Annotated in this window: 17 protein-coding genes; 8 read left to right on the top strand and 9 right to left on the bottom strand. The window is 70.4% G+C overall.

Features of this window, described 5'->3' with window-relative positions:
- Positions 1-175: 175 nt before the first annotated feature.
- The 4 genes from ACIQTP_RS23380 to ACIQTP_RS23365 are packed head-to-tail and all read right to left on the bottom strand — an operon-like array spanning position 176 to position 3,799.
- Positions 176-1,267: an amidohydrolase family protein gene (locus tag ACIQTP_RS23380; RefSeq protein ID WP_403402534.1), complete on the bottom strand. Its 1,092-nt coding sequence runs from the start codon at positions 1,265-1,267 to the stop codon at positions 176-178.
- A gap of 35 nt (positions 1,268-1,302) precedes the next feature.
- Entirely contained in the window at positions 1,303-2,124 is an 822-nt protein-coding gene (locus ACIQTP_RS23375; protein ID WP_403402531.1) for an amino acid ABC transporter ATP-binding protein, read from the bottom strand.
- Entirely contained in the window at positions 2,121-2,954 is an 834-nt protein-coding gene (locus ACIQTP_RS23370) for an amino acid ABC transporter permease (protein WP_402043015.1), read from the bottom strand. Before ACIQTP_RS23370 ends, ACIQTP_RS23375 begins: the two co-directional genes overlap by 4 nt.
- Complete coding sequence (locus ACIQTP_RS23365; protein WP_403402529.1) at positions 2,951-3,799, bottom strand: transporter substrate-binding domain-containing protein; 849 nt, start codon at positions 3,797-3,799, stop codon at positions 2,951-2,953. The genes ACIQTP_RS23370 and ACIQTP_RS23365 overlap by 4 nt, the downstream gene beginning before the upstream one ends.
- A gap of 234 nt (positions 3,800-4,033) precedes the next feature.
- Here ACIQTP_RS23365 and ACIQTP_RS23360 point away from each other — a divergent pair, with 234 nt between their 5' ends.
- The 5 genes from ACIQTP_RS23360 to thpD all read left to right on the top strand — a co-directional run bounded on the left by ACIQTP_RS23360 (position 4,034) and on the right by thpD (position 8,988).
- Positions 4,034-5,134 carry a pyridoxal-phosphate-dependent aminotransferase family protein gene (locus ACIQTP_RS23360; RefSeq protein WP_403402758.1) on the top strand — a complete coding sequence of 367 codons (1,101 nt, stop codon included), beginning with the start codon at positions 4,034-4,036 and terminating at the stop codon, positions 5,132-5,134.
- 579 nt (positions 5,135-5,713) lie between these two features.
- Positions 5,714-6,253 carry a diaminobutyrate acetyltransferase gene (gene ectA / locus ACIQTP_RS23355; RefSeq protein WP_403402526.1) on the top strand — a complete coding sequence of 180 codons (540 nt, stop codon included), beginning with the start codon at positions 5,714-5,716 and terminating at the stop codon, positions 6,251-6,253.
- Positions 6,254-6,351: 98 nt separating this feature from the next.
- Positions 6,352-7,623 carry a diaminobutyrate--2-oxoglutarate transaminase gene (ectB, locus tag ACIQTP_RS23350; RefSeq protein WP_402043024.1) on the top strand — a complete coding sequence of 424 codons (1,272 nt, stop codon included), beginning with the start codon at positions 6,352-6,354 and terminating at the stop codon, positions 7,621-7,623.
- A gap of 51 nt (positions 7,624-7,674) precedes the next feature.
- The gene (locus tag ACIQTP_RS23345; protein ID WP_402043027.1) at positions 7,675-8,079 is read left to right on the top strand and encodes an ectoine synthase; all 405 of its coding nucleotides are present in this window, start codon (positions 7,675-7,677) and stop codon (positions 8,077-8,079) included.
- A 6-nt stretch (positions 8,080-8,085) separates the two neighbouring features.
- Entirely contained in the window at positions 8,086-8,988 is a 903-nt protein-coding gene (gene thpD / locus ACIQTP_RS23340) for an ectoine hydroxylase (protein WP_403402523.1), read from the top strand.
- 46 nt (positions 8,989-9,034) lie between these two features.
- Here the strand turns inward: thpD and ACIQTP_RS23335 are convergent, their stop codons facing one another.
- The 5 genes from ACIQTP_RS23335 to ACIQTP_RS23315 all read right to left on the bottom strand — a co-directional run bounded on the left by ACIQTP_RS23335 (position 9,035) and on the right by ACIQTP_RS23315 (position 13,859).
- Positions 9,035-10,084 (bottom strand): aminotransferase class V-fold PLP-dependent enzyme, encoded by a 1,050-nt coding sequence (locus ACIQTP_RS23335; RefSeq protein WP_403402520.1) that lies wholly within the window; start codon positions 10,082-10,084, stop codon positions 9,035-9,037.
- A gap of 117 nt (positions 10,085-10,201) precedes the next feature.
- Entirely contained in the window at positions 10,202-10,921 is a 720-nt protein-coding gene (locus ACIQTP_RS23330) for a DsbA family oxidoreductase (protein WP_403402518.1), read from the bottom strand.
- 77 nt (positions 10,922-10,998) lie between these two features.
- Positions 10,999-11,505, bottom strand: a complete 507-nt coding sequence (locus ACIQTP_RS23325) for a GNAT family N-acetyltransferase (RefSeq protein WP_403402515.1) — start codon at positions 11,503-11,505, stop codon at positions 10,999-11,001.
- A gap of 63 nt (positions 11,506-11,568) precedes the next feature.
- Positions 11,569-12,177, bottom strand: coding sequence for a DUF1349 domain-containing protein (locus ACIQTP_RS23320; RefSeq protein ID WP_403402512.1), 609 nt, complete (start codon positions 12,175-12,177; stop codon positions 11,569-11,571).
- A gap of 152 nt (positions 12,178-12,329) precedes the next feature.
- A complete protein-coding gene (locus ACIQTP_RS23315; RefSeq protein ID WP_403402509.1) occupies positions 12,330-13,859 on the bottom strand; it encodes an aldehyde dehydrogenase (NADP(+)) in 1,530 nt (509 codons plus the stop codon).
- 131 nt (positions 13,860-13,990) lie between these two features.
- On the opposite strand from ACIQTP_RS23315, the gene ACIQTP_RS23310 reads away from it, so the two are divergent.
- From ACIQTP_RS23310 to ACIQTP_RS23300, 3 genes are all read left to right on the top strand, one after another.
- On the top strand, positions 13,991-14,764 hold the full coding sequence (locus tag ACIQTP_RS23310) for an IclR family transcriptional regulator (RefSeq protein WP_028803360.1): 774 nt from the start codon (positions 13,991-13,993) through the stop codon (positions 14,762-14,764).
- A gap of 3 nt (positions 14,765-14,767) precedes the next feature.
- Positions 14,768-15,241, top strand: a complete 474-nt coding sequence (locus ACIQTP_RS23305; protein WP_403402506.1) for a GNAT family N-acetyltransferase — start codon at positions 14,768-14,770, stop codon at positions 15,239-15,241.
- A 96-nt stretch (positions 15,242-15,337) separates the two neighbouring features.
- Positions 15,338-16,789 carry a peptidoglycan D,D-transpeptidase FtsI family protein gene (locus tag ACIQTP_RS23300; protein WP_403402503.1) on the top strand — a complete coding sequence of 484 codons (1,452 nt, stop codon included), beginning with the start codon at positions 15,338-15,340 and terminating at the stop codon, positions 16,787-16,789.
- The last annotated feature ends 59 nt before the right edge of the window (positions 16,790-16,848 follow it).

Genomic DNA, 16,848 nt, shown 5'->3' with positions numbered 1-16,848 from the left:
TTCGTTCGAATCTCACGACACCGCCGGGCACGGATGTTCCCCACTGTCACCCACTCAACTGCCCCGCCCCGAACACGCCGGTCCAAGCTCCGGAGCGCGCACGGTGGTGCGTAACGAGGCAGCCGGCGGACGCGTAACGCTCCGTCAACCGGACGACGGGACGTCCTCCCCGCCGCTAACCCACGACCCGCCCGTTCAGCACCACCCGGCGGGGAGCCGCCAGCACCCGTACGTCGGCGCGCGGATCCCCCTCGTACACCACGAGGTCGGCGGGCGCGCCCTCGTCGAGCCCCGGCCGCCCGAGCCACCGCCGGGCGCCCCAGGCCGTCGCGGACAGCGCCTCGACCGGCGGGATGCCCGCGGTGACGAGTTCGGCGACCTCGCCGGCGACCAGACCGTGGGCCAGCGAACCGCCCGCGTCGGTGCCGACGTAGACCGGGACTCCGGCGTCGTAGGCGGCGCGCACGGTGTCGTAGCGGCGTTCGTGCAGTGCCCGCATGTGCGCCGACCAGCGCGGGAACTTCGTCTCTCCCCCGGCGGCGAGCTGCGGGAAGGTGGCGATGTTGACGAGCGTGGGGACGATCGCGACCCCTCGGGCGGCGAAGAGGGGGATCGTCTCCTCGGTCAGGCCGGTCGCGTGCTCGACGCAGTCGATGCCCGCCTCGACCAGGTCCCTGAGCGAGTCCTCCGCGAAGCAGTGCGCGGTCACCCGCGCGCCGAGGCGGTGTGCCTCGGCGATCGCCGCCGCGGCGGCCTCGCGCGGCCAGCAGGCGCCGAGGTCGCCTGTCTCGCGGTCGATCCAGTCGCCGACCAGTTTCACCCAGCCGTCGCCGCGCCGGGCCTCCTGGGCGACGTACGCGACCAGGTCCTCCGGCTCGATCTCGTGCGCGTAGTTGCGGATGTAGCGGCGGGTGCGGGCGATGTGCCGGCCCGCGCGGATGATCTTCGGGAGGTCGGCGCGGTCGTCGATCCAGCGGGTGTCGGAGGGCGAGCCCGCGTCCCGGATGAGCAGGGTGCCGGCCTCGCGGTCGGTGAGCGCCTGCTTCTCGGAGACGTCGTCGGGGACGGGGCCGTGCGCGTCGAGGCCGACATGGCAGTGCGCGTCGACGAGACCGGGGAGGGCCCAGCCCTCGACGGTACGGATGTCCCGGGCGCCGGCGGGACGCTCGTAGGAGATCCTCCCGCCGACGACCCAGAGTTCGTCCCGGACGTCGTCGGGCCCGACGAGCACCCGCCCCTTCACGTGCAGCACCGCGCGATCGCTCATGCACCGCACCTTAATTCGTGCCGAACGGCGAGGTGCTACAGCCCCTTTTCCCCCTCCTCCACGTCCTCCTCGACGTCCGCCATCGCCGGGTCCAGCAGCCTGGACAGGAAGTGGCGGGTGCGCTCGTGGCTCGGGTTGCCGATGACCTGGGCGGGGGCGCCGTCCTCGACGATCACGCCGCCGTCCATGAAGACGACCCGGTCGGCGACCTCGCGCGCGAAGCTCATCTCGTGGGTGACGACCATCATCGTCATGCCCTCGTGGGCGAGCCTGCGCATGACGGCGAGTACGTCGCCGACGAGCTCCGGGTCGAGCGCCGAGGTCGGCTCGTCGAAGAGCATCACCTCGGGCCCCATGGCGAGCGCGCGGGCGATCGCGACGCGCTGCTGCTGGCCGCCGGAGAGGGAGGAGGGGTAGGCGTCGGCCTTCTCGGACAGGCCCACCCGCTCCAGGTTCTCGGCGGCGACCTTGGCCGCCTCCTCCTTGTCCCGCTTCAGCACCCGGCGCTGCGGGAGCGTGAGGTTCTCGGTCACCGACAGGTGCGGGAACAGGTTGAACTGCTGGAAGACCATGCCGATCCGGCGGCGTACGGCGTCGATGTCGACGTCGGGGTGCGTGACCTCGGTACCGCCGACGAAGACCTGCCCCTTGGTGGGTTCCTCCAGGAGGTTCACGCAGCGGAGCAGGGTGGACTTGCCGGAGCCGGAGGGTCCGATGACGCAGACGACCTCGCCCTGTCCGATCTCCAGGTCGATACCGCGCAGGACGTCGTTGTCGCCGAAGGACTTGTGCAGGTCCCGGACGTCGATCTCCGGAGTGCCGGTGCCGGTACTGCCGGTACTGCTGGTGCTGGTCACTTGGTGGCCTCCCCGGCCTTGGCCTCCAGGCGGCGTACGACGAATCCGAGCGGCACGGTGACGAGCAGGTAGCACAGGCCCGCGACCAGGATCGGTGTGGAGTTGGCGGTCTGGCTCGCCAGGTCGCGCCCGAACTTGGTGAGTTCGCGCTCCTCCAGGGTGACCCCGAGGAACAGCACCAGCGAGGAGTCCTTGAAGAGCAGGACGAGCTCGTTGGTGAGCGGCGGGATCACGATGCGGAACGCCTGCGGGATGATGATCGAGACCATGGCCCTCGCGTGCGAGAAGCCCAGCGAGCGGGCCGCCTCCATCTGGCCCTTGGGGACCGCCTGGATGCCCGCCCGGATCGTCTCGGCCATGTACGCGGCCGAGACCAGGCCGAGCGCGAGCGCCACCTTGCCGTAGGTGCCGCCGGGGATCTCCGTGCCCGGGAACGCGAGCGGTACGGCGACGCCCACGAAGACGAAGATCAGCAGGGCGGGCAGGCCCCGGAAGATCTCGATGTAGATGCCGGCGACCCAGCGGTAGGGGCCCACCGAGGACAGTCGCATCAGGGCGATGACCAGGCCGAGCACGAGACCGACGACGAAGCCGGACATCGTGTAGAGCACGGTGTTCTTCAGTGCCAGCGTGATGACGTCCGGGAACATCTGCTTGACCAGGTCCCACTGCGCGAACTGGTTCTTCAGACGTCCCCAGTCCGCCGCGACCGCGAAGGCGATCACGGCGGCGACGAAGACGACGTACTGCGCGCCGCGCGACAGGGCGCGTTTCTGGCGCCGGGTCAGGCCGGACCTGCGGGGCTGGAGTCGTGCGTCGGCATCGCTCATGAGGCGGACGGGGAGGCGGTGGCCGCGGACGCGGGGTACGGGCCGATCCACTTCTCGTAGAGCTTCTTGTACGTGCCGTCGGCCTTGGCCTGCTTGATCGCCTTGTTGATCTCGGCGAGCAGCTTGGTGTTGCCCTTCTTGACCGTGAAGCCGTACTGCTCACCGGTGTTGAGGTTGTCGACCACCTTGAAGGCGTCGGCGTTCGCCTTGTCCTTCAGCCAGCCCTGGACGACCGGGTAGTCGATGATGACGGCCTGGACCTGGCCGGTGCGCAGGCCGCTCAGAACCGCGTCGGAGGACTCGAAGGAGACCGGGTCGTAGCCGTGCTTGCGCACGTAGTCCTCACCCGTCGTCTGTGCCTGGGCGCCGAGCTTCTTGCCCTTGGCCTTCACGTCGGCGAGGGAGTTGACGCCGCTCTTCTTGTCGACCAGGACGGCCTGGGTGGCCTCGAAGTACGGGTCGGAGAAGTCGACGTTCTTCTTGCGCTCCGGCGTGATCGTCATGCCGGCCGCGGCGAGGTCGCACTGGCCGGAGTTGAGGAAGGCGCCCGTCTTGAAGTTCTCGAAGGGCGTGTCGACGACGGCCTGCTTCACGCCGAGGTCCCACGCGACCAGGTCGATCAGCGCGACGTCGAAGCCCTGCACCTTGCCGTTGATCTCCGACTGGAACGGCGGGTACGGGAGGTGGGTGCAGGTCGTGACCTGGCCCGCCTTGACCAGGGGAACGCCCTTGGCACTGCTCTGGCCCCCTCCGCCGCCCGAGGAACAGCCGGCCACGAGCAGCAGCCCGGCCGTGGCGGTGGTGGCGGCCAGAATGCGCGTCCGGCGTCCGGGGACCGAGTTCACGGGAACCTCCTGTGAGGGAACTGAGGATTCCGATTATAAGGAAAGGTTTGACTCACTCAAATCAATCCGATGGTTGTTGCGCCGTTCGGCCTCAGAAGTCATGCCTCGCGGGGCCGTACAGCCGTATGACCTGGGGGTGCCCGCCCGTACGACCGAGGATCGCCGCGGCGTGACAAGGCCGCCGGATACGCTCGGGGCTGCGCATTGGAACCCGTGAGCGAAGAGAGCACCGCCGTGACCCATCCCTTCCTGGACCTCGCCCCGCTGAGCGCCGCACACTTCGCGGCGATCGAGGACCGCGTGGCGCGGCTGCTCTCCACCGAGCAGGACGTCGTGATCATGCAGGGCGAGGCGCTGTTGCCCCTGGAGGGTGCCATTCGCGCCGCGGCCGGGCCCGGCACCACCGCGCTCAACGTGATCACCGGGCCCTACGGGCAGACCTTCGGGAACTGGCTGCGGGACTGCGGGGCGACGGTGATCGATCTCGCGGTGCCGTTCCACACGGCGGTGACGGCCTCGCAGGTGCGTGACGCCTTTGCCGAGCATCCGGCGATCGACTTCGTCTCGCTGGTGCACGCGGAAGCGGCGACGGGCAACACGAACCCCGTCGCGGAGATCGGCGAGGTGGCGCGAGCGCACGGCGCGCTGTTCTACCTGGACGCCGTCGCCTCGATCGGCGCGGAGCCGGTGCTGCCGGACGCATGGGGAGTCGACCTGTGCGTGATCGGGGCGCAGAAGGCGATGGGCGGTCCTGCCGGGGTGTCGGCCGTGTCCGTGAGCGAGCGGGCGTGGGCGCGGATGGCCGCCAATCCCGGGGCGCCGCGTCGGTCCTACCTCTCCCTGCTGGACTGGAAGGAGCGGTGGGTCGACGGCGGGCGCAAGGCGCTGCTGCACGCGCCGGCGCAGCTGGAGATGCTGGCACTGGAGGCCTGTGTCGAGCGGATCGAGGCGGAGGGGCTCGACGCGGTGATGCGCCGCCACGCCCTGGCGGCGGCGGCCACGCGGGCGGGGGCGGTCGCTCTCGGTGGCGGGCTGGAGCCGTATGTGTACGAGGCGGGGGACGCGGCGCCGGTCGCCACGACGTTGCGAGCGCCGTCCGGGGTCGATGCGGGGGTACTGGTCGCGAAGGCGTTGGCCGCGGATCCGGTGCTGCCGTTGGTCGCGGGCGGGGGTGCGCTGGCGAAGGAGATGATCCGGGTGAACCACTATGGGCCCGACGCGACGCCGGGGGTCGTGCATTCCTGCCTCGCGGCGTTGGGGGCGGCGCTGGCCGAGTCCGGCCTCACGGTCGACCTGGAAGCGGGACGCCGCGCGGCAACGCAGGCGTGGTCCTAGCCGTACCTGGCGGGCGGGTGTGTCGGGTGCGGGTGAGTGGGGGCTTGGCGCGCAGTTCCCCGCGCCCCTGGGGCGCGGGGCTACGCCCCGGCACCCCATCGGCCTCGCCCTCGCGCGCCGGACGAGCTGGGGGCTTTCAGGGGCGCGGGGAACTGCGCGTCCAGCCCCCACCCACCCGCACCCGAAGAACACACCGGGGTCCGGGGCGGAGCCCCGGCGTGTTCTCCCCACGGACTTACCTGGGCTTAATCGTGCATCAATTGACGAGGCACTCACCATGCTTATTCTTGCATTAACCCGAAGATTAGCTTCCCGTATCCTTCTGCCCGCTTTCCCCGCCCCTAAACGCAAAGATTTCGCGAACGCCAACCAGCGTAATCCGGGCACATCCCGTGGCCATTACGTGCCTGTGACGCACTCCACAGCGCGCCCGCTTCCTCCCCTATTTTCCGGGCAAACCACCCCTTTCCACCACCCGCAGCGCCGGGTTCTCACGGGCGCGTGATAACACAACAGCGCGTCGTACGTAACCCCTGACGACGATGCAATTTGAGATTTCCCTCGGTAAATTCAATCCGCATGACCGCCGCACAAGCAGACCTGCAAGCGGAATTCCTGGAAATGCCGGAGGGCCTTCGGATCGACCGTCCTAAGGTGGCGGACGGAGCCGCGCTCTGGCATATCGCCAAGGACTCCGGAACCCTCGATCTGAACTCCTCGTACAGCTATCTGCTGTGGTGCCGTGACTTCGCCGGTACGTCGGCGGTGGCGCGCGACGCGGACGGCGTGCCCGTCGGCTTCGTCACCGGGTACGTCCGGCCCGAGCACCCGGGCACCCTGCTCGTGTGGCAGGTGGCCGTCGACGCCGCCCACCGCGGACGCGGACTGGCCGCGGCCCTGCTCGACGGGCTGACCGCGCACGTCGCGGAGCAGCGGACGATCACCGCCGTCGAGACCACGATCACGCCCGGCAACACCGCCTCCGAGCGCCTGTTCACCTCGTACGCGCGGCGCCACGGCGCGAGCGTCGAGCGCGAAGTGCTGTTCGAGACGGCGCAGTTCCCGGACGGACCGCACGACCCCGAAGTGCTCTACCGGATCGGTCCGCTCCCCCACTGACCCCGGGCCGCCGCTGCCGACCCCGGGCCGGCCCCGGCCGGCCCGGGCATCCCCCTGACTTCCCCTCCCTCCCCCCACGCACCGAGGAGCCATTCGCCGTGACCATCATCCAGCCCGACCTGAGCGTCTTCGAGACCCTGGAGTCGGAGGTGCGCAGCTACTGCCGCAGCTGGCCCACCGTCTTCGACCGGGCCCGGGGCAGCCGGATGTTCGACGAGGACGGGCACGAGTACCTCGACTTCTTCGCCGGTGCGGGGTCCCTGAACTACGGGCACAACAACCCCGTACTCAAACGGGCCCTCATCGACTACCTGGAGCGCGACGGCGTCACCCACGGTCTCGACATGTCGACGACCGCCAAGCGCGCCTTCCTGGAGGCCTTCCAAAACCTGGTGCTGCGCCCGCGCGACCTGCCGTACAAGGTGATGTTCCCCGGCCCGACCGGCACCAACGCCGTCGAGTCCGCGCTGAAGCTGGCGCGGAAGGTGAAGGGGCGCGAGGCGATCGTGTCCTTCACCAACGCCTTCCACGGGATGTCGCTGGGCTCGCTCGCCGTGACCGGCAACGCCTTCAAACGGGCCGGCGCGGGGGTTCCGCTCGTGCACGGGACCCCGATGCCGTTCGACAACTACTTCGACGGGCAGGTCCCGGACTTCCTCTGGTTCGAGCGGCTGCTCGAGGACCAGGGGTCGGGGCTCAACCAGCCCGCCGCGGTCATCGTCGAGACCGTGCAGGGCGAGGGCGGCATCAACGTCGCCAGGCCCGAGTGGCTGCGCGCCCTCGCCGACCTGTGCGCGCGGCGCGACATGCTGCTCATCGTCGACGACATCCAGATGGGCTGCGGGCGGACGGGAGCGTTCTTCTCCTTCGAGGAGGCGGGGATCGTGCCCGACATCGTGACCGTGTCCAAGTCCATCAGCGGGTACGGACTGCCCATGTCGCTGTGCCTGTTCAAGCCCGAGCTGGACATCTGGGAGCCGGGCGAGCACAACGGCACGTTCCGCGGCAACAACCCCGCGTTCGTCACCGCCGCCGCGGCCCTGGAGTCGTACTGGTCCGACGGGTCGGCCATGGAGAAGCAGACCCGTGCCCGTGGCGAGCAGATCGAGCAGGCACTGATCTCCGTCACCGAGGAGAACCTCGCCGACGTGAAGGAGTACCGGGGGCGCGGTCTCGTCTGGGGCCTCGAGTTCCACGAGAAGGAGCGTGCGGGGCGGGTCGCGCAGCGCGCCTTCGAACTCGGGCTGCTCATCGAGACCTCAGGGCCGGAGAGCGAGGTCGTGAAACTCCTCCCCGCGCTCACCATCACCCCCGACGAGCTCGACGAGGGCCTGCGCACCCTCGCCCGAGCCGTACGCGAAACCGTCTGACGGACGTCCGACAGGCGTCCGCCGGATCCGACAGAAAGGCACGGCACCACCGTGATAGTCCGTTCGTTCAAGGACATCGAAGGCACCGACCGGCATGTGAAGGCCGCGACGGGTACCTGGGAGAGCAAGCGCATCGTCCTCGCCAAGGAGAAGGTGGGCTTCTCCCTCCACGAGACGGTCCTGTACGCGGGTACGGAGACGTCGATGTGGTACGCGAACCACATCGAGGCCGTGCTCTGCGTGGAGGGCGAGGCCGAGCTGACCAACGACGAGACCGGTGAGACGCACTGGATCACGCCGGGCACGATGTACCTGCTCGACGGCCACGAACGCCACACCATGCGGCCCAAGACCGACTTCCGGTGCGTCTGCGTCTTCAACCCGCCCGTCACCGGACGGGAGGACCACGACGAGAACGGCGTCTACCCGCTGCTGACCGAACCCGAGGAGGTCTGAAGCCCCATGACCACGACCACCACGACCACCGTCACCGACCTCTACCCCAGCCGCGGCGCCGCCGAGGTGTCCGTGCCCCGCCAGGACCCGGTCGTCTGGGGCGCGCCCGGCACGCCCGGGCCGTTCTCCGTGCCCGACCTCCAGGCGTACGAGCGTGACGGCTTCCTCCCGGTCGAGGAGCTGATCGGCGAGGACGACGTCGCCCTCTACCGGGCCGAGTTGGAGCGGCTGGTCACCGATCCGGCGATCCGCGCCGACGAGCGCTCGATCGTCGAGCCCGCCACGCAGGAGATCCGGTCCGTCTTCGAGGTGCACCGGATCAGCGAGGTCTTCGCCGCGCTCGTACGCGACGAGCGGGTCGTCGGGCGGGCCCGGCAGATCCTGGGCTCGGACGTCTACGTCCACCAGTCGCGGATCAACGTCAAGCCGGGCTTCGGGGCCAGCGGGTTCTACTGGCACTCGGACTTCGAGACCTGGCACGCCGAGGACGGGCTGGCGAACATGCGGACCGTGTCCGTGTCGATCGCGCTGACCGAGAACCACGACACCAACGGCGGCCTCATGATCATGCCGGGGTCGCACAAGACGTTCCTCGGCTGTGCGGGTGCCACCCCGCAGGACAACTACAAGAAGTCGCTCCAGATGCAGGACGCGGGCACCCCGTCCGACGAGGCGCTCACCCGCTTCGCCGACCGGCACGGCATCAAGCTCTTCACGGGCCGGGCCGGTTCGGCGACCTGGTTCGACTGCAACTGCATGCACGGCTCCGGGGACAACATCACCCCGTTCCCGCGCAGCAACGTCTTCATCGTGTTCAACAGCGTGGAGAACACGGCGGTGGAGCCGTTCGCGGCGCCGGTCCGCAGGCCCGAGTTCATCGGTGCCCGTGATTTCACGCCCGTGAAGTGACCGCGCGCGTGACGTAGCCGCGAGCGTGCGGGAGCCCCCGCCGGGGTCAGCCGGACAGGACGTCCAGCAGTCGGTCGACGTCGGCGGGGGTGTTGTACAGGTGGAAGGCCGCGCGCAGGTTGCCCGCCCGGTCGGAGACCTCGACCCCGGCCTCGCTCAGGTCCTGCTGGCGTCGGCCGAGTCCGGGCACGGACACGATCGGCGAGGCGGGGGCGGAAACCGGTGCGTGGCCCAGCCCCTGGAGCCCGGCGCGGAAACGGTCGGCGAGGGCGAGGTCGTGGGCGCGTACGCTCGCCACGCCCAACTCCTCCACGAGCTCCAGCGAGTGCCGGGCGCCCGCGTACGAGAAGAGGCTGGGGCTCTCGTCGAACCGCCGCGCCGAGTGGGCGAGTTCCTCCACGGGGCCATAGCAGCTGTCCCAGGGCGCCTCACCCGCGACCCAGCCGGCGAACACCGGAGTGAGCCCGCCGAGGTCCTCCGGAACGACCAGGAAGGCCACGCCCCGAGGGCAGACGAGCCACTTGAAGGCGACCGAGGAGACGAAGTCGTAGGCGTCGGCCTCGATCGGCAGCCAGCCGGCGGCCTGGGAGACGTCGACGTACGTACGCGCCCCGTGCTCGCGCGCGGCCCGGGCGATGCCCGCCAGATCGGCGATCCGCCCGTCCGCGGACTGCGCGGCGCTGACCGCGACGAGCGCCGTGCCCGGCCGTACGGACTCGGCGATCCGCTCCAGCGGTACGGCGCGCAGCTTGAGGTCGCCACGGACGTGGAAGGGGTTCACGACGGAGCTGAAGTCGTCCTCCGCGGTGAGGACTTCGGCGCCCGCCGGCAGCGAGGCGGCGATCAGTCCGCTGTAGACGGCGACCGAGGCCCCGGCCGCCACCCGGCCCGCGGGGACCCCGGCCAGCCGGGCGAAGGCGGCACGAGCGGCCTCCACGTCGTCGAACATGTCGGACGGCCGTCCGTCGGCGACGGACTCGACGGCTGCGCGCATGGCCTCGACCGTGCGCGCCGGCAGGAGTCCGCAGCTCGCGGTGTTCAGATAGGTGTTCTTCGGGGCGAACTCGGCTCGTACGAGGCTCTCGAAGGTCTCCATGGGACCTACTCTGGGGCCCCGAGCACCTCTCGTCCATTACGGAATTTTGCGTGGTTCCGGTAAGGACTGCTTATACGTCCGCCCCGACCTGCGCTTTCACCCCCGTGCCGGACGGGCTCACGGCTGCGGTACGGCGCATCCGTCCGGGCCGCAGGCCTCCGCGTCGGCGGAACCGTCCTGGATCAGCTTCAGCGGCGGCCGCTCGCCCCACGCCTGGGTCAGAGCCTGTGCGAAGACTTCGGCGGGCTGGGCGCCGGAGACGCCGTACTTGCGGTCCAGGACGAAGAACGGCACGCCGTTCGCGCCGAGCTCGGCGGCCTCGCGCTCGTCGGCGCGCACCTCGTCGGCGTACGCCTTCGCATCGGCCAGCACCTCGCGGGACGCGTCGGCGTCGAGCCCGGCGGCGACGGCCAGCTCGACGAGCCGCTCGTCGTCGTCGAAGACGGTCCGCTCCTCGGCGAAGTTCGCCTTGTACAGCAGACCGATCAGCTCGTCCTGGCGGCCCCGCTCCTTGGCGAAGTGGAGGAGGCGGTGCATGTCGAAGGTGTTGCCGTGGTCGCGGTCCCGGGTGCGGTAGTCCAGGCCCTCGGCGGCGGCCTGCGCGCCCAGGTTCTCCTCGCCGGCCTGCGCCTGTGCCTCGCTCATGCCGTACTTCTTGGTCAGCATCTTGATCACGGGCTGGATGTCGCCCTTGGCGCGACCGGGGTCCAGCTCGAAGGAGCGGTGCACGACCTCGACCTCGTCACGGTGCGGGAAGGCGTCGAGCGCCTTCTCGAAGCGGGCCTTGCCCACATAGCACCAGGGACAGGCGATATCCGACCAGATCTCGACGCGCATGTCTTCGGCTCTCTCCAGGTCGTACGGATACGGGCCCCTCCAGGGGCAGGAGTATGTGAACGTTCAAGCGGCCGATTTCATTCCCCGGCGACGGCGTAGCGCAGGTAGAGGTGGTGATCGCCTTCGGCGGGCGGGTTCTCCGGGTCCGGGACCCAGCCCTGGCGGGCGTAGAAGGCCTGGGCGCGGGCGTTGTCGACGTGCACGTCGAGGGTGGCCGTGTGCTTGCCGTCGGCCCGCCACTGTTCGAGGCAGGCCGTGTGCAGGGCGGTGCCGATGCCTTCGCGCCAGCGGTCGGGGGCCACATGGAACTGGAAGAGCGTCACGGTGTCGGCGGGGGCGCCCTCCGCGGTACGGAAGGAGGCGATGCCCACGAGGTGTCCGCCGCGCACCGCGCACAGGACGTGGCCGTCGGGGCGCTCGATGGCACCGCGCCAGCGTGCGAGCCAGTCGAAGCCGTCTTCCGGCAGGCCGTCCGGGTAGTAGCTCGCGCGGGCGCGGACGTGGAGGTCGGCGATGGTGGCGGCCTCGCTGGGCAGCGCGGTTCTGATGACGAGGGGGCCCGTCGGGCGGGGTGTGCTGATCATGCAGCGGAGGACGTGGTGGAGGGGGCCGCGGTTCCCACCACGCGGCCGGCCCCCACCCACTGGTCAGCTGCCGTCCCTCAGGTCCTTGGGCCAGTTCGGGCGGAACTCGATGCCGTCGTACGTCACCACGCACCCCTCCCCCATCGGCGACTGCGTCATGAAACCGACGAGCGCGGCGGACGTCTCCTTCTCGTCGCCCAGGGTGAACAGCCGGATGAAGGTCCAGCGCTTGCCGTCGCGGGAGGCGTGGAAGGCGAAGGCCCGCCCCGTGCGGCTGATCCGCAGCCAGACGGAACTGCCGTCCACGGTGAAGGAGTTGGCGTCGTCGGAGTGGCCCCGGGTGACCACCGTGCAGACGGTGGGCACGTCCGGGGAGTACTCCAGGCAGAGTTTCGCCCAGGCCCGCTCCCCCACATGGACGTAGAGGACCCCCGCGTCGAAGGCCGCGCCGAAGCCGACCGTGACGCGGGCGATCAGCTGGAAGTCCCCCTCCGGCGCCCCGAGAAGGCGGGGCGCGTCGGAGGCGGGGTCCTGTGCCTCGTCGGTGGGCGGTACGAAACGGTCCTGGCGGGGGCCGGCCCAGCCGGTGAGTATCCCGTCCTCGTGCGACCAGTGCCCGTCAGGTCCGTACGTACGGAGCGGGAAGGGAAGTTCGGGAAGTTCGACGTCCATTCACCAATTCTCTCAGGCCAAGTACCGTGCCCCCGAAGGGGCGCGGGGCTGTTACATGTGCGGCTCCGCCGCGTGGGCGCGATCAACCACACCGAGCCCGCAGCCCGCAGCCCGCGAACAACCGCAACCCCAACGGCGCTACCCGCGGAGCGCTACCGCTCCAGACGGCCGTCGTAGCGTCGCGGCAGCCCCAGCGGGTTGTCGTCCCGCAGCTCCGGCGGCAGGAGCGCCTCCGGCGCGTTCTGGTACGCCACCGGCCGCAGCCAGCGCTCGATCGCCGTGCCGCCGACCGACGTCGAGGTCGAGGTCGTCGCCGGGTAGGGACCGCCGTGGTGCTGGGCGGGGGCGACGGCGACACCGGTGGGCCAGCCGTTGACCAGGACGCGCCCGGCGAGCGGGGTCAGCTCGGCGAGGATCTCCGCGCCGCGGCCTTCGCCCGCCGCCTCCTCCGTCGACAGCTGCACGGTCGCGGTGAGGTTGCCGGGAAGGCGGGAGAGGACCGCGCTGGCCTCGGACTCGTCCTCGTAGCGGGCGACGACCGTGAGCGGGCCGAAGCACTCCTCCAGGAGCAGGTCGTGCTCGCCCTCGGTGGCGAGCTTCTGCGCGGGCACGGTCAGGAAACCGGGGCTCACCGTGTGCTCGCCGCCCGAGCCCGGGGTCACCGGGCTCTCGACGCCGGGAAGCCCGGCGCGCTCGGCGACACCCGCGATGAAGTTGTCGCGCATGCGGTGGTCCAGCAGGACGCCCGCGTCGGTGTCGCTGACGGCGTCGGTCAGGGACTTCACCAGGCGATCGCCCGCCGCGCCCGCGGGCGCCAGGACCAGGCCCGGCTTCACGCAGAACTGGCCGACGCCCAGCGTCATCGAGCCCGCGAGCCCGGCGCCGATCGCCTCGGCGCGTTCGGCCGCCGCGGCCTCGGTGATCACGACGGGGTTGAGGGAGCCCAGCTCGCCGTGGAAGGGGATCGGCACCGGGCGCGCTGCCGCCGCGTCGAAGAGGGCACGGCCGCCGCGGATGGAGCCGGTGAACCCGGCCGCCGCGACCAGCGGGTGCCTGACGAGTGCGACGCCCGCCTCGAAGCCGTGCACGAGGCCGACGACACCGCCCGGGATGTCGTGCTGGGCGGCGGCCCTGCGCAGTACGGCCGCGACCAGCTCGGAGAGCGCCGGGTGGTCGGGGTGGGCCTTGACCACGACCGGGCAGCCGGCCGCCAGCGCGCTCGCGGTGTCGCCGCCGGCGACGGAGAAGGCGAAGGGGAAGTTCGAGGCGGAGTAGACGGCGACGACGCCGAGCGGCACCTTGTAGCGGCGCAGGTCCGGGATCGGCGGGGTCGCCGTGTCGTCGGGGTGGTTGATGACGACGTCGAGGAACGCGCCCTCGTCGACGATGCCGCCGAAGGCCCGCAGCTGGTAGCAGGTGCGGGCGAGTTCGCCGGTGAGCCGGACCGGGCCGAGCGCGGTCTCCGCGTCGGCGGCCTCGACGAGCTGCTCCTTGGCCGATTCGAGCAGGTCCGCGGCGGTCCGCAGGAAGGCCGCACGCACGGTGCGGTCGACGAGGGCTCCCCGGGCGGCGTGCGCGGCGCGGACGGCCTCGTCGACCTCCTGGACCGTGGCCTCCACCGCAACCTGCTCGCGCTGCTTCCCGGTACGGGGGTCGACACTCCAGACTGGTGCTGCTGCCACCGCGGGTCCCTCCAGATGTAATGCCGCAGTTCTTGTCTCACCCACCAGCGGTGTTCGATATACTGAACGCTGTCTCTGATGGTGAATATGATGCGGAGACTATTTCCCGTCGAACGAGGGGGTCAAGGGCGATGTCGGCAGGCGAGACAGGCGGCGGAGCGCAGGTCAAGTCCGCGGTACGGACCGTGGAATTGCTCGAGTACTTCGCGGGCCGGCCCGGTATGCACTCCCTGGCCGCGGTCCAGGAGGCCGTCGGTTATCCGAAATCCAGCCTCTACATGCTGCTGCGCACCCTCGTGGAGCTCGGCTGGGTCGAGACGGACGCGACGGGCACGCGGTACGGCATCGGCGTACGGGCGCTGCTGGTCGGTACCTCGTACATCGACGGCGACGAGGTGGTCGCCGCGGCCCGCCCCACGCTGGACCGGCTCTCCGACGACACCACGGAGACGATCCACCTGGCGCGCCTGGACGGCACGAACGTCGTGTACCTGGCCACCCGCCAGTCGCAGCACTACCTGCGCCCCTTCACCCGGGTCGGCCGCAGGCTCCCCGCGCACTCGACCTCGCTCGGCAAGGCGCTGCTCGCCACCCACACCGACGAGCAGGTCCGCAAGATGCTGCCCGAGACGCTCCCCGCCCTGACCGAGCACACGATCACCGACCGGGAGAAGCTCATCGAGGAGCTGCACCAGGTCCGGGAGCAGGGCTTCGCCGTGGACCGTGAGGAGAACACGCTGGGGCTGCGCTGCTTCGGTGTCGCGATCCCGTACCGCACCCCCGCCCGGGACGCGATCAGCTGCTCGGTCCCGGTGGCCCGGCTCACTCCCGCGCATGAGCAGATGGTCAAGGACGCCCTGTTCGACGCCCGCGACCGGCTGACGCTCGCCACCCGGAGGCTCTGAACCATGGAAATCGCGCTCCGCCCGGTCCACGACAGCGACCTGCCGGTCTTCTACCGGCAGATGAACGACCCCGAGTCCCTCCGGATGGCCGCGTTCACCCCCGAGGACCCGGCCGACCGTGACGCCTTCGACGCCCACTGGAAACGCGTCCGCGCCTCGTCCGACGTGGTGCCGCGCACGATCCTCGCGGACGGCGACGTCGTGGGCAGCGCCGCGGTGTACGGGGAGCCCGGCGAGCGCGAGGTCACCTACTGGATCGACCGGGCGTACTGGGGCCGCGGCATCGCGACGGCCGCGCTGCGGGGCCTGCTCGCCGAGGTGCCCGAACGCCCGCTGCACGCGCGGGCGGCGGCCGACAACGCGGGGTCGCGGCGGGTCCTGGAGAAGTGCGGGTTCCGGATCACCGCGGAGGCCCGGGGGTACGCGCACGCGCGCGGCGAGGACACGGACGAGGTCGTCCTCACCCTGGAGGACTGAGCCGGACTTCATGGGAGCCGGACTTCGTGAAGGGCGCATGAGAAATGCGGGCGGAAGGGAACGATTCGCTCCCTTCCGCTCGTCCTTCTGAGCGGGATGAACAAGACGATCAGGCGTGCCGCCGTCTTCACTCTGCTGCTCGTGCTCTCCCTGCTGGTCAGGGCGACCTGGGTGCAGTTCTACGACGGCAAGGCGCTCGCGGACAACAAGAACAACCGACGGAACGCGATCGAGCAGTACGCGAACCCGCTCGGGAACATCATCGTGGGCGGCCGGGCGATCACCGGCTCCGCGCAGACGAAGGGCAGCGACCTCAAGTACAAGCGGACGTACACCGACGGCAGTCTGTACGCGGCGGTCACGGGCTACAGCTCCCAGGTGTTCGGGGCGACCCAGCTGGAGGGCGTCTACCAGGGCCTGCTCGACGGTACGGACAACCAGCTGAAGAACCCCCTCGACACGATCACCAACAAGCGCGCCAGCCCTGGTGACGTGGTCACGACCATCGACCCGGACGTGCAGAAGGCGGCGTACACGGCGCTCGGCAGCAAGAAGGGCGCGGCCGTCGCGATCGACCCGACGAACGGCAAGATCCTCGCGGTCGTCTCCACTCCGTCGTACGACCCCTCGCGGCTGAGCGCCGGCGACTCCGCCGCCTGGACCAAGCTGACGAAGGACGCGGACAAGCCGATGACGAACCGGGCGCTGCGCCAGCCGCTGCCCCCCGGGTCGACGTTCAAGCTGGTGGTCGCGGCGGCGGCGCTGGAGGACGGACTGTACAAGGACGTGGACACCCGTACGGACAGCCCGAACCCGTACACGCTGCCGAACACGAAGACCGACCTGTCGAACGAGAGCGCCTCCGCGCCCTGCAAGAACGCCTCGATCCGGGTGGCGCTCCAGTACTCGTGCAACAACGTCTTCGCGAAGATGGCCGTCGACCTCGGGCAGGACAAGGTCAAGGCGATGGCGGAGAAGTTCGGCTTCAACGACAGCTCGCAGGACGTGCCGGTACGGGCGTACCCGAGCGTCTACCCCTCGAACATGGACAAGTCGTCCACGGCGCTGACCGGCATCGGCCAGTACGACGTCACGGCGACCCCGCTGCAGATGGCCATGGTGTCGGCCGCCATCGCCAACGGTGGCAAGCTGGTCTCGCCGCACATGGTGTCGCAGACCAGTGACGCGAGCGGCAATGTGGTCAAGAACTACGACGACAGCACCCAGACCAAGGAGATCGTCAGCTCGACGACCGCCGGGCAGCTCCAGTCCGCGATGCAGACGGTCGTCACCGAGGGCACGGGCACGAACGCGAAGATCTCCGGCGCGACCGTGGGCGGCAAGACCGGTACGGCCCAGCACGGCGAGAAGAACAGCAAGACGCCGTACGCCTGGTTCACGTCGTACGCGAAGTCCGACTCGAACGGCAGGGAGGTCGCCGTGGCGGTCATCGTCGAGCAGTCCGACGCGGCGAGGTCCGAGGTCAGCGGCAACGGCCTGGCGGCACCGGTGGCCAAGGCCATCATGCGGGCGGCGCTGAAGAACTGACGCACCGCGCACGACGAAGGGCCGCCCCGCACCCCTGGGGGCGGCCCTTCCTTCGTACG

This window comes from Streptomyces sp. NPDC090798, from assembly GCF_044768965.1.
In the GTDB taxonomy this organism is placed as follows: domain Bacteria; phylum Actinomycetota; class Actinomycetes; order Streptomycetales; family Streptomycetaceae; genus Streptomyces.
The sequence above is the reverse complement of the archived record's forward strand: the minus strand, read 5'-3'. Positions and strand labels throughout refer to the sequence as shown.

What these genes read in the sequence shown, in the direction of transcription:
- ACIQTP_RS23380 (WP_403402534.1), bottom strand. Translation starts at nt 1,267, where the DNA reads ATGAGCGATCGCGCGGTGCTGCACGTGAAGGGGCGGGTGCTCGTCGGG.
- ACIQTP_RS23370 (WP_402043015.1), bottom strand. Translation starts at nt 2,954, where the DNA reads ATGAGCGATGCCGACGCACGACTCCAGCCCCGCAGGTCCGGCCTGACC.
- ectA (WP_403402526.1), top strand. Translation starts at nt 5,714, where the DNA reads ATGACCGCCGCACAAGCAGACCTGCAAGCGGAATTCCTGGAAATGCCG.
- thpD (WP_403402523.1), top strand. Translation starts at nt 8,086, where the DNA reads ATGACCACGACCACCACGACCACCGTCACCGACCTCTACCCCAGCCGC.
- ACIQTP_RS23335 (WP_403402520.1), bottom strand. Translation starts at nt 10,084, where the DNA reads ATGGAGACCTTCGAGAGCCTCGTACGAGCCGAGTTCGCCCCGAAGAAC.
- ACIQTP_RS23330 (WP_403402518.1), bottom strand. Translation starts at nt 10,921, where the DNA reads ATGCGCGTCGAGATCTGGTCGGATATCGCCTGTCCCTGGTGCTATGTG.
- ACIQTP_RS23325 (WP_403402515.1), bottom strand. Translation starts at nt 11,505, where the DNA reads ATGATCAGCACACCCCGCCCGACGGGCCCCCTCGTCATCAGAACCGCG.
- ACIQTP_RS23320 (WP_403402512.1), bottom strand. Translation starts at nt 12,177, where the DNA reads ATGGACGTCGAACTTCCCGAACTTCCCTTCCCGCTCCGTACGTACGGA.
- ACIQTP_RS23310 (WP_028803360.1), top strand. Translation starts at nt 13,991, where the DNA reads ATGTCGGCAGGCGAGACAGGCGGCGGAGCGCAGGTCAAGTCCGCGGTA.
- ACIQTP_RS23305 (WP_403402506.1), top strand. Translation starts at nt 14,768, where the DNA reads ATGGAAATCGCGCTCCGCCCGGTCCACGACAGCGACCTGCCGGTCTTC.
- ACIQTP_RS23300 (WP_403402503.1), top strand. Translation starts at nt 15,338, where the DNA reads ATGAACAAGACGATCAGGCGTGCCGCCGTCTTCACTCTGCTGCTCGTG.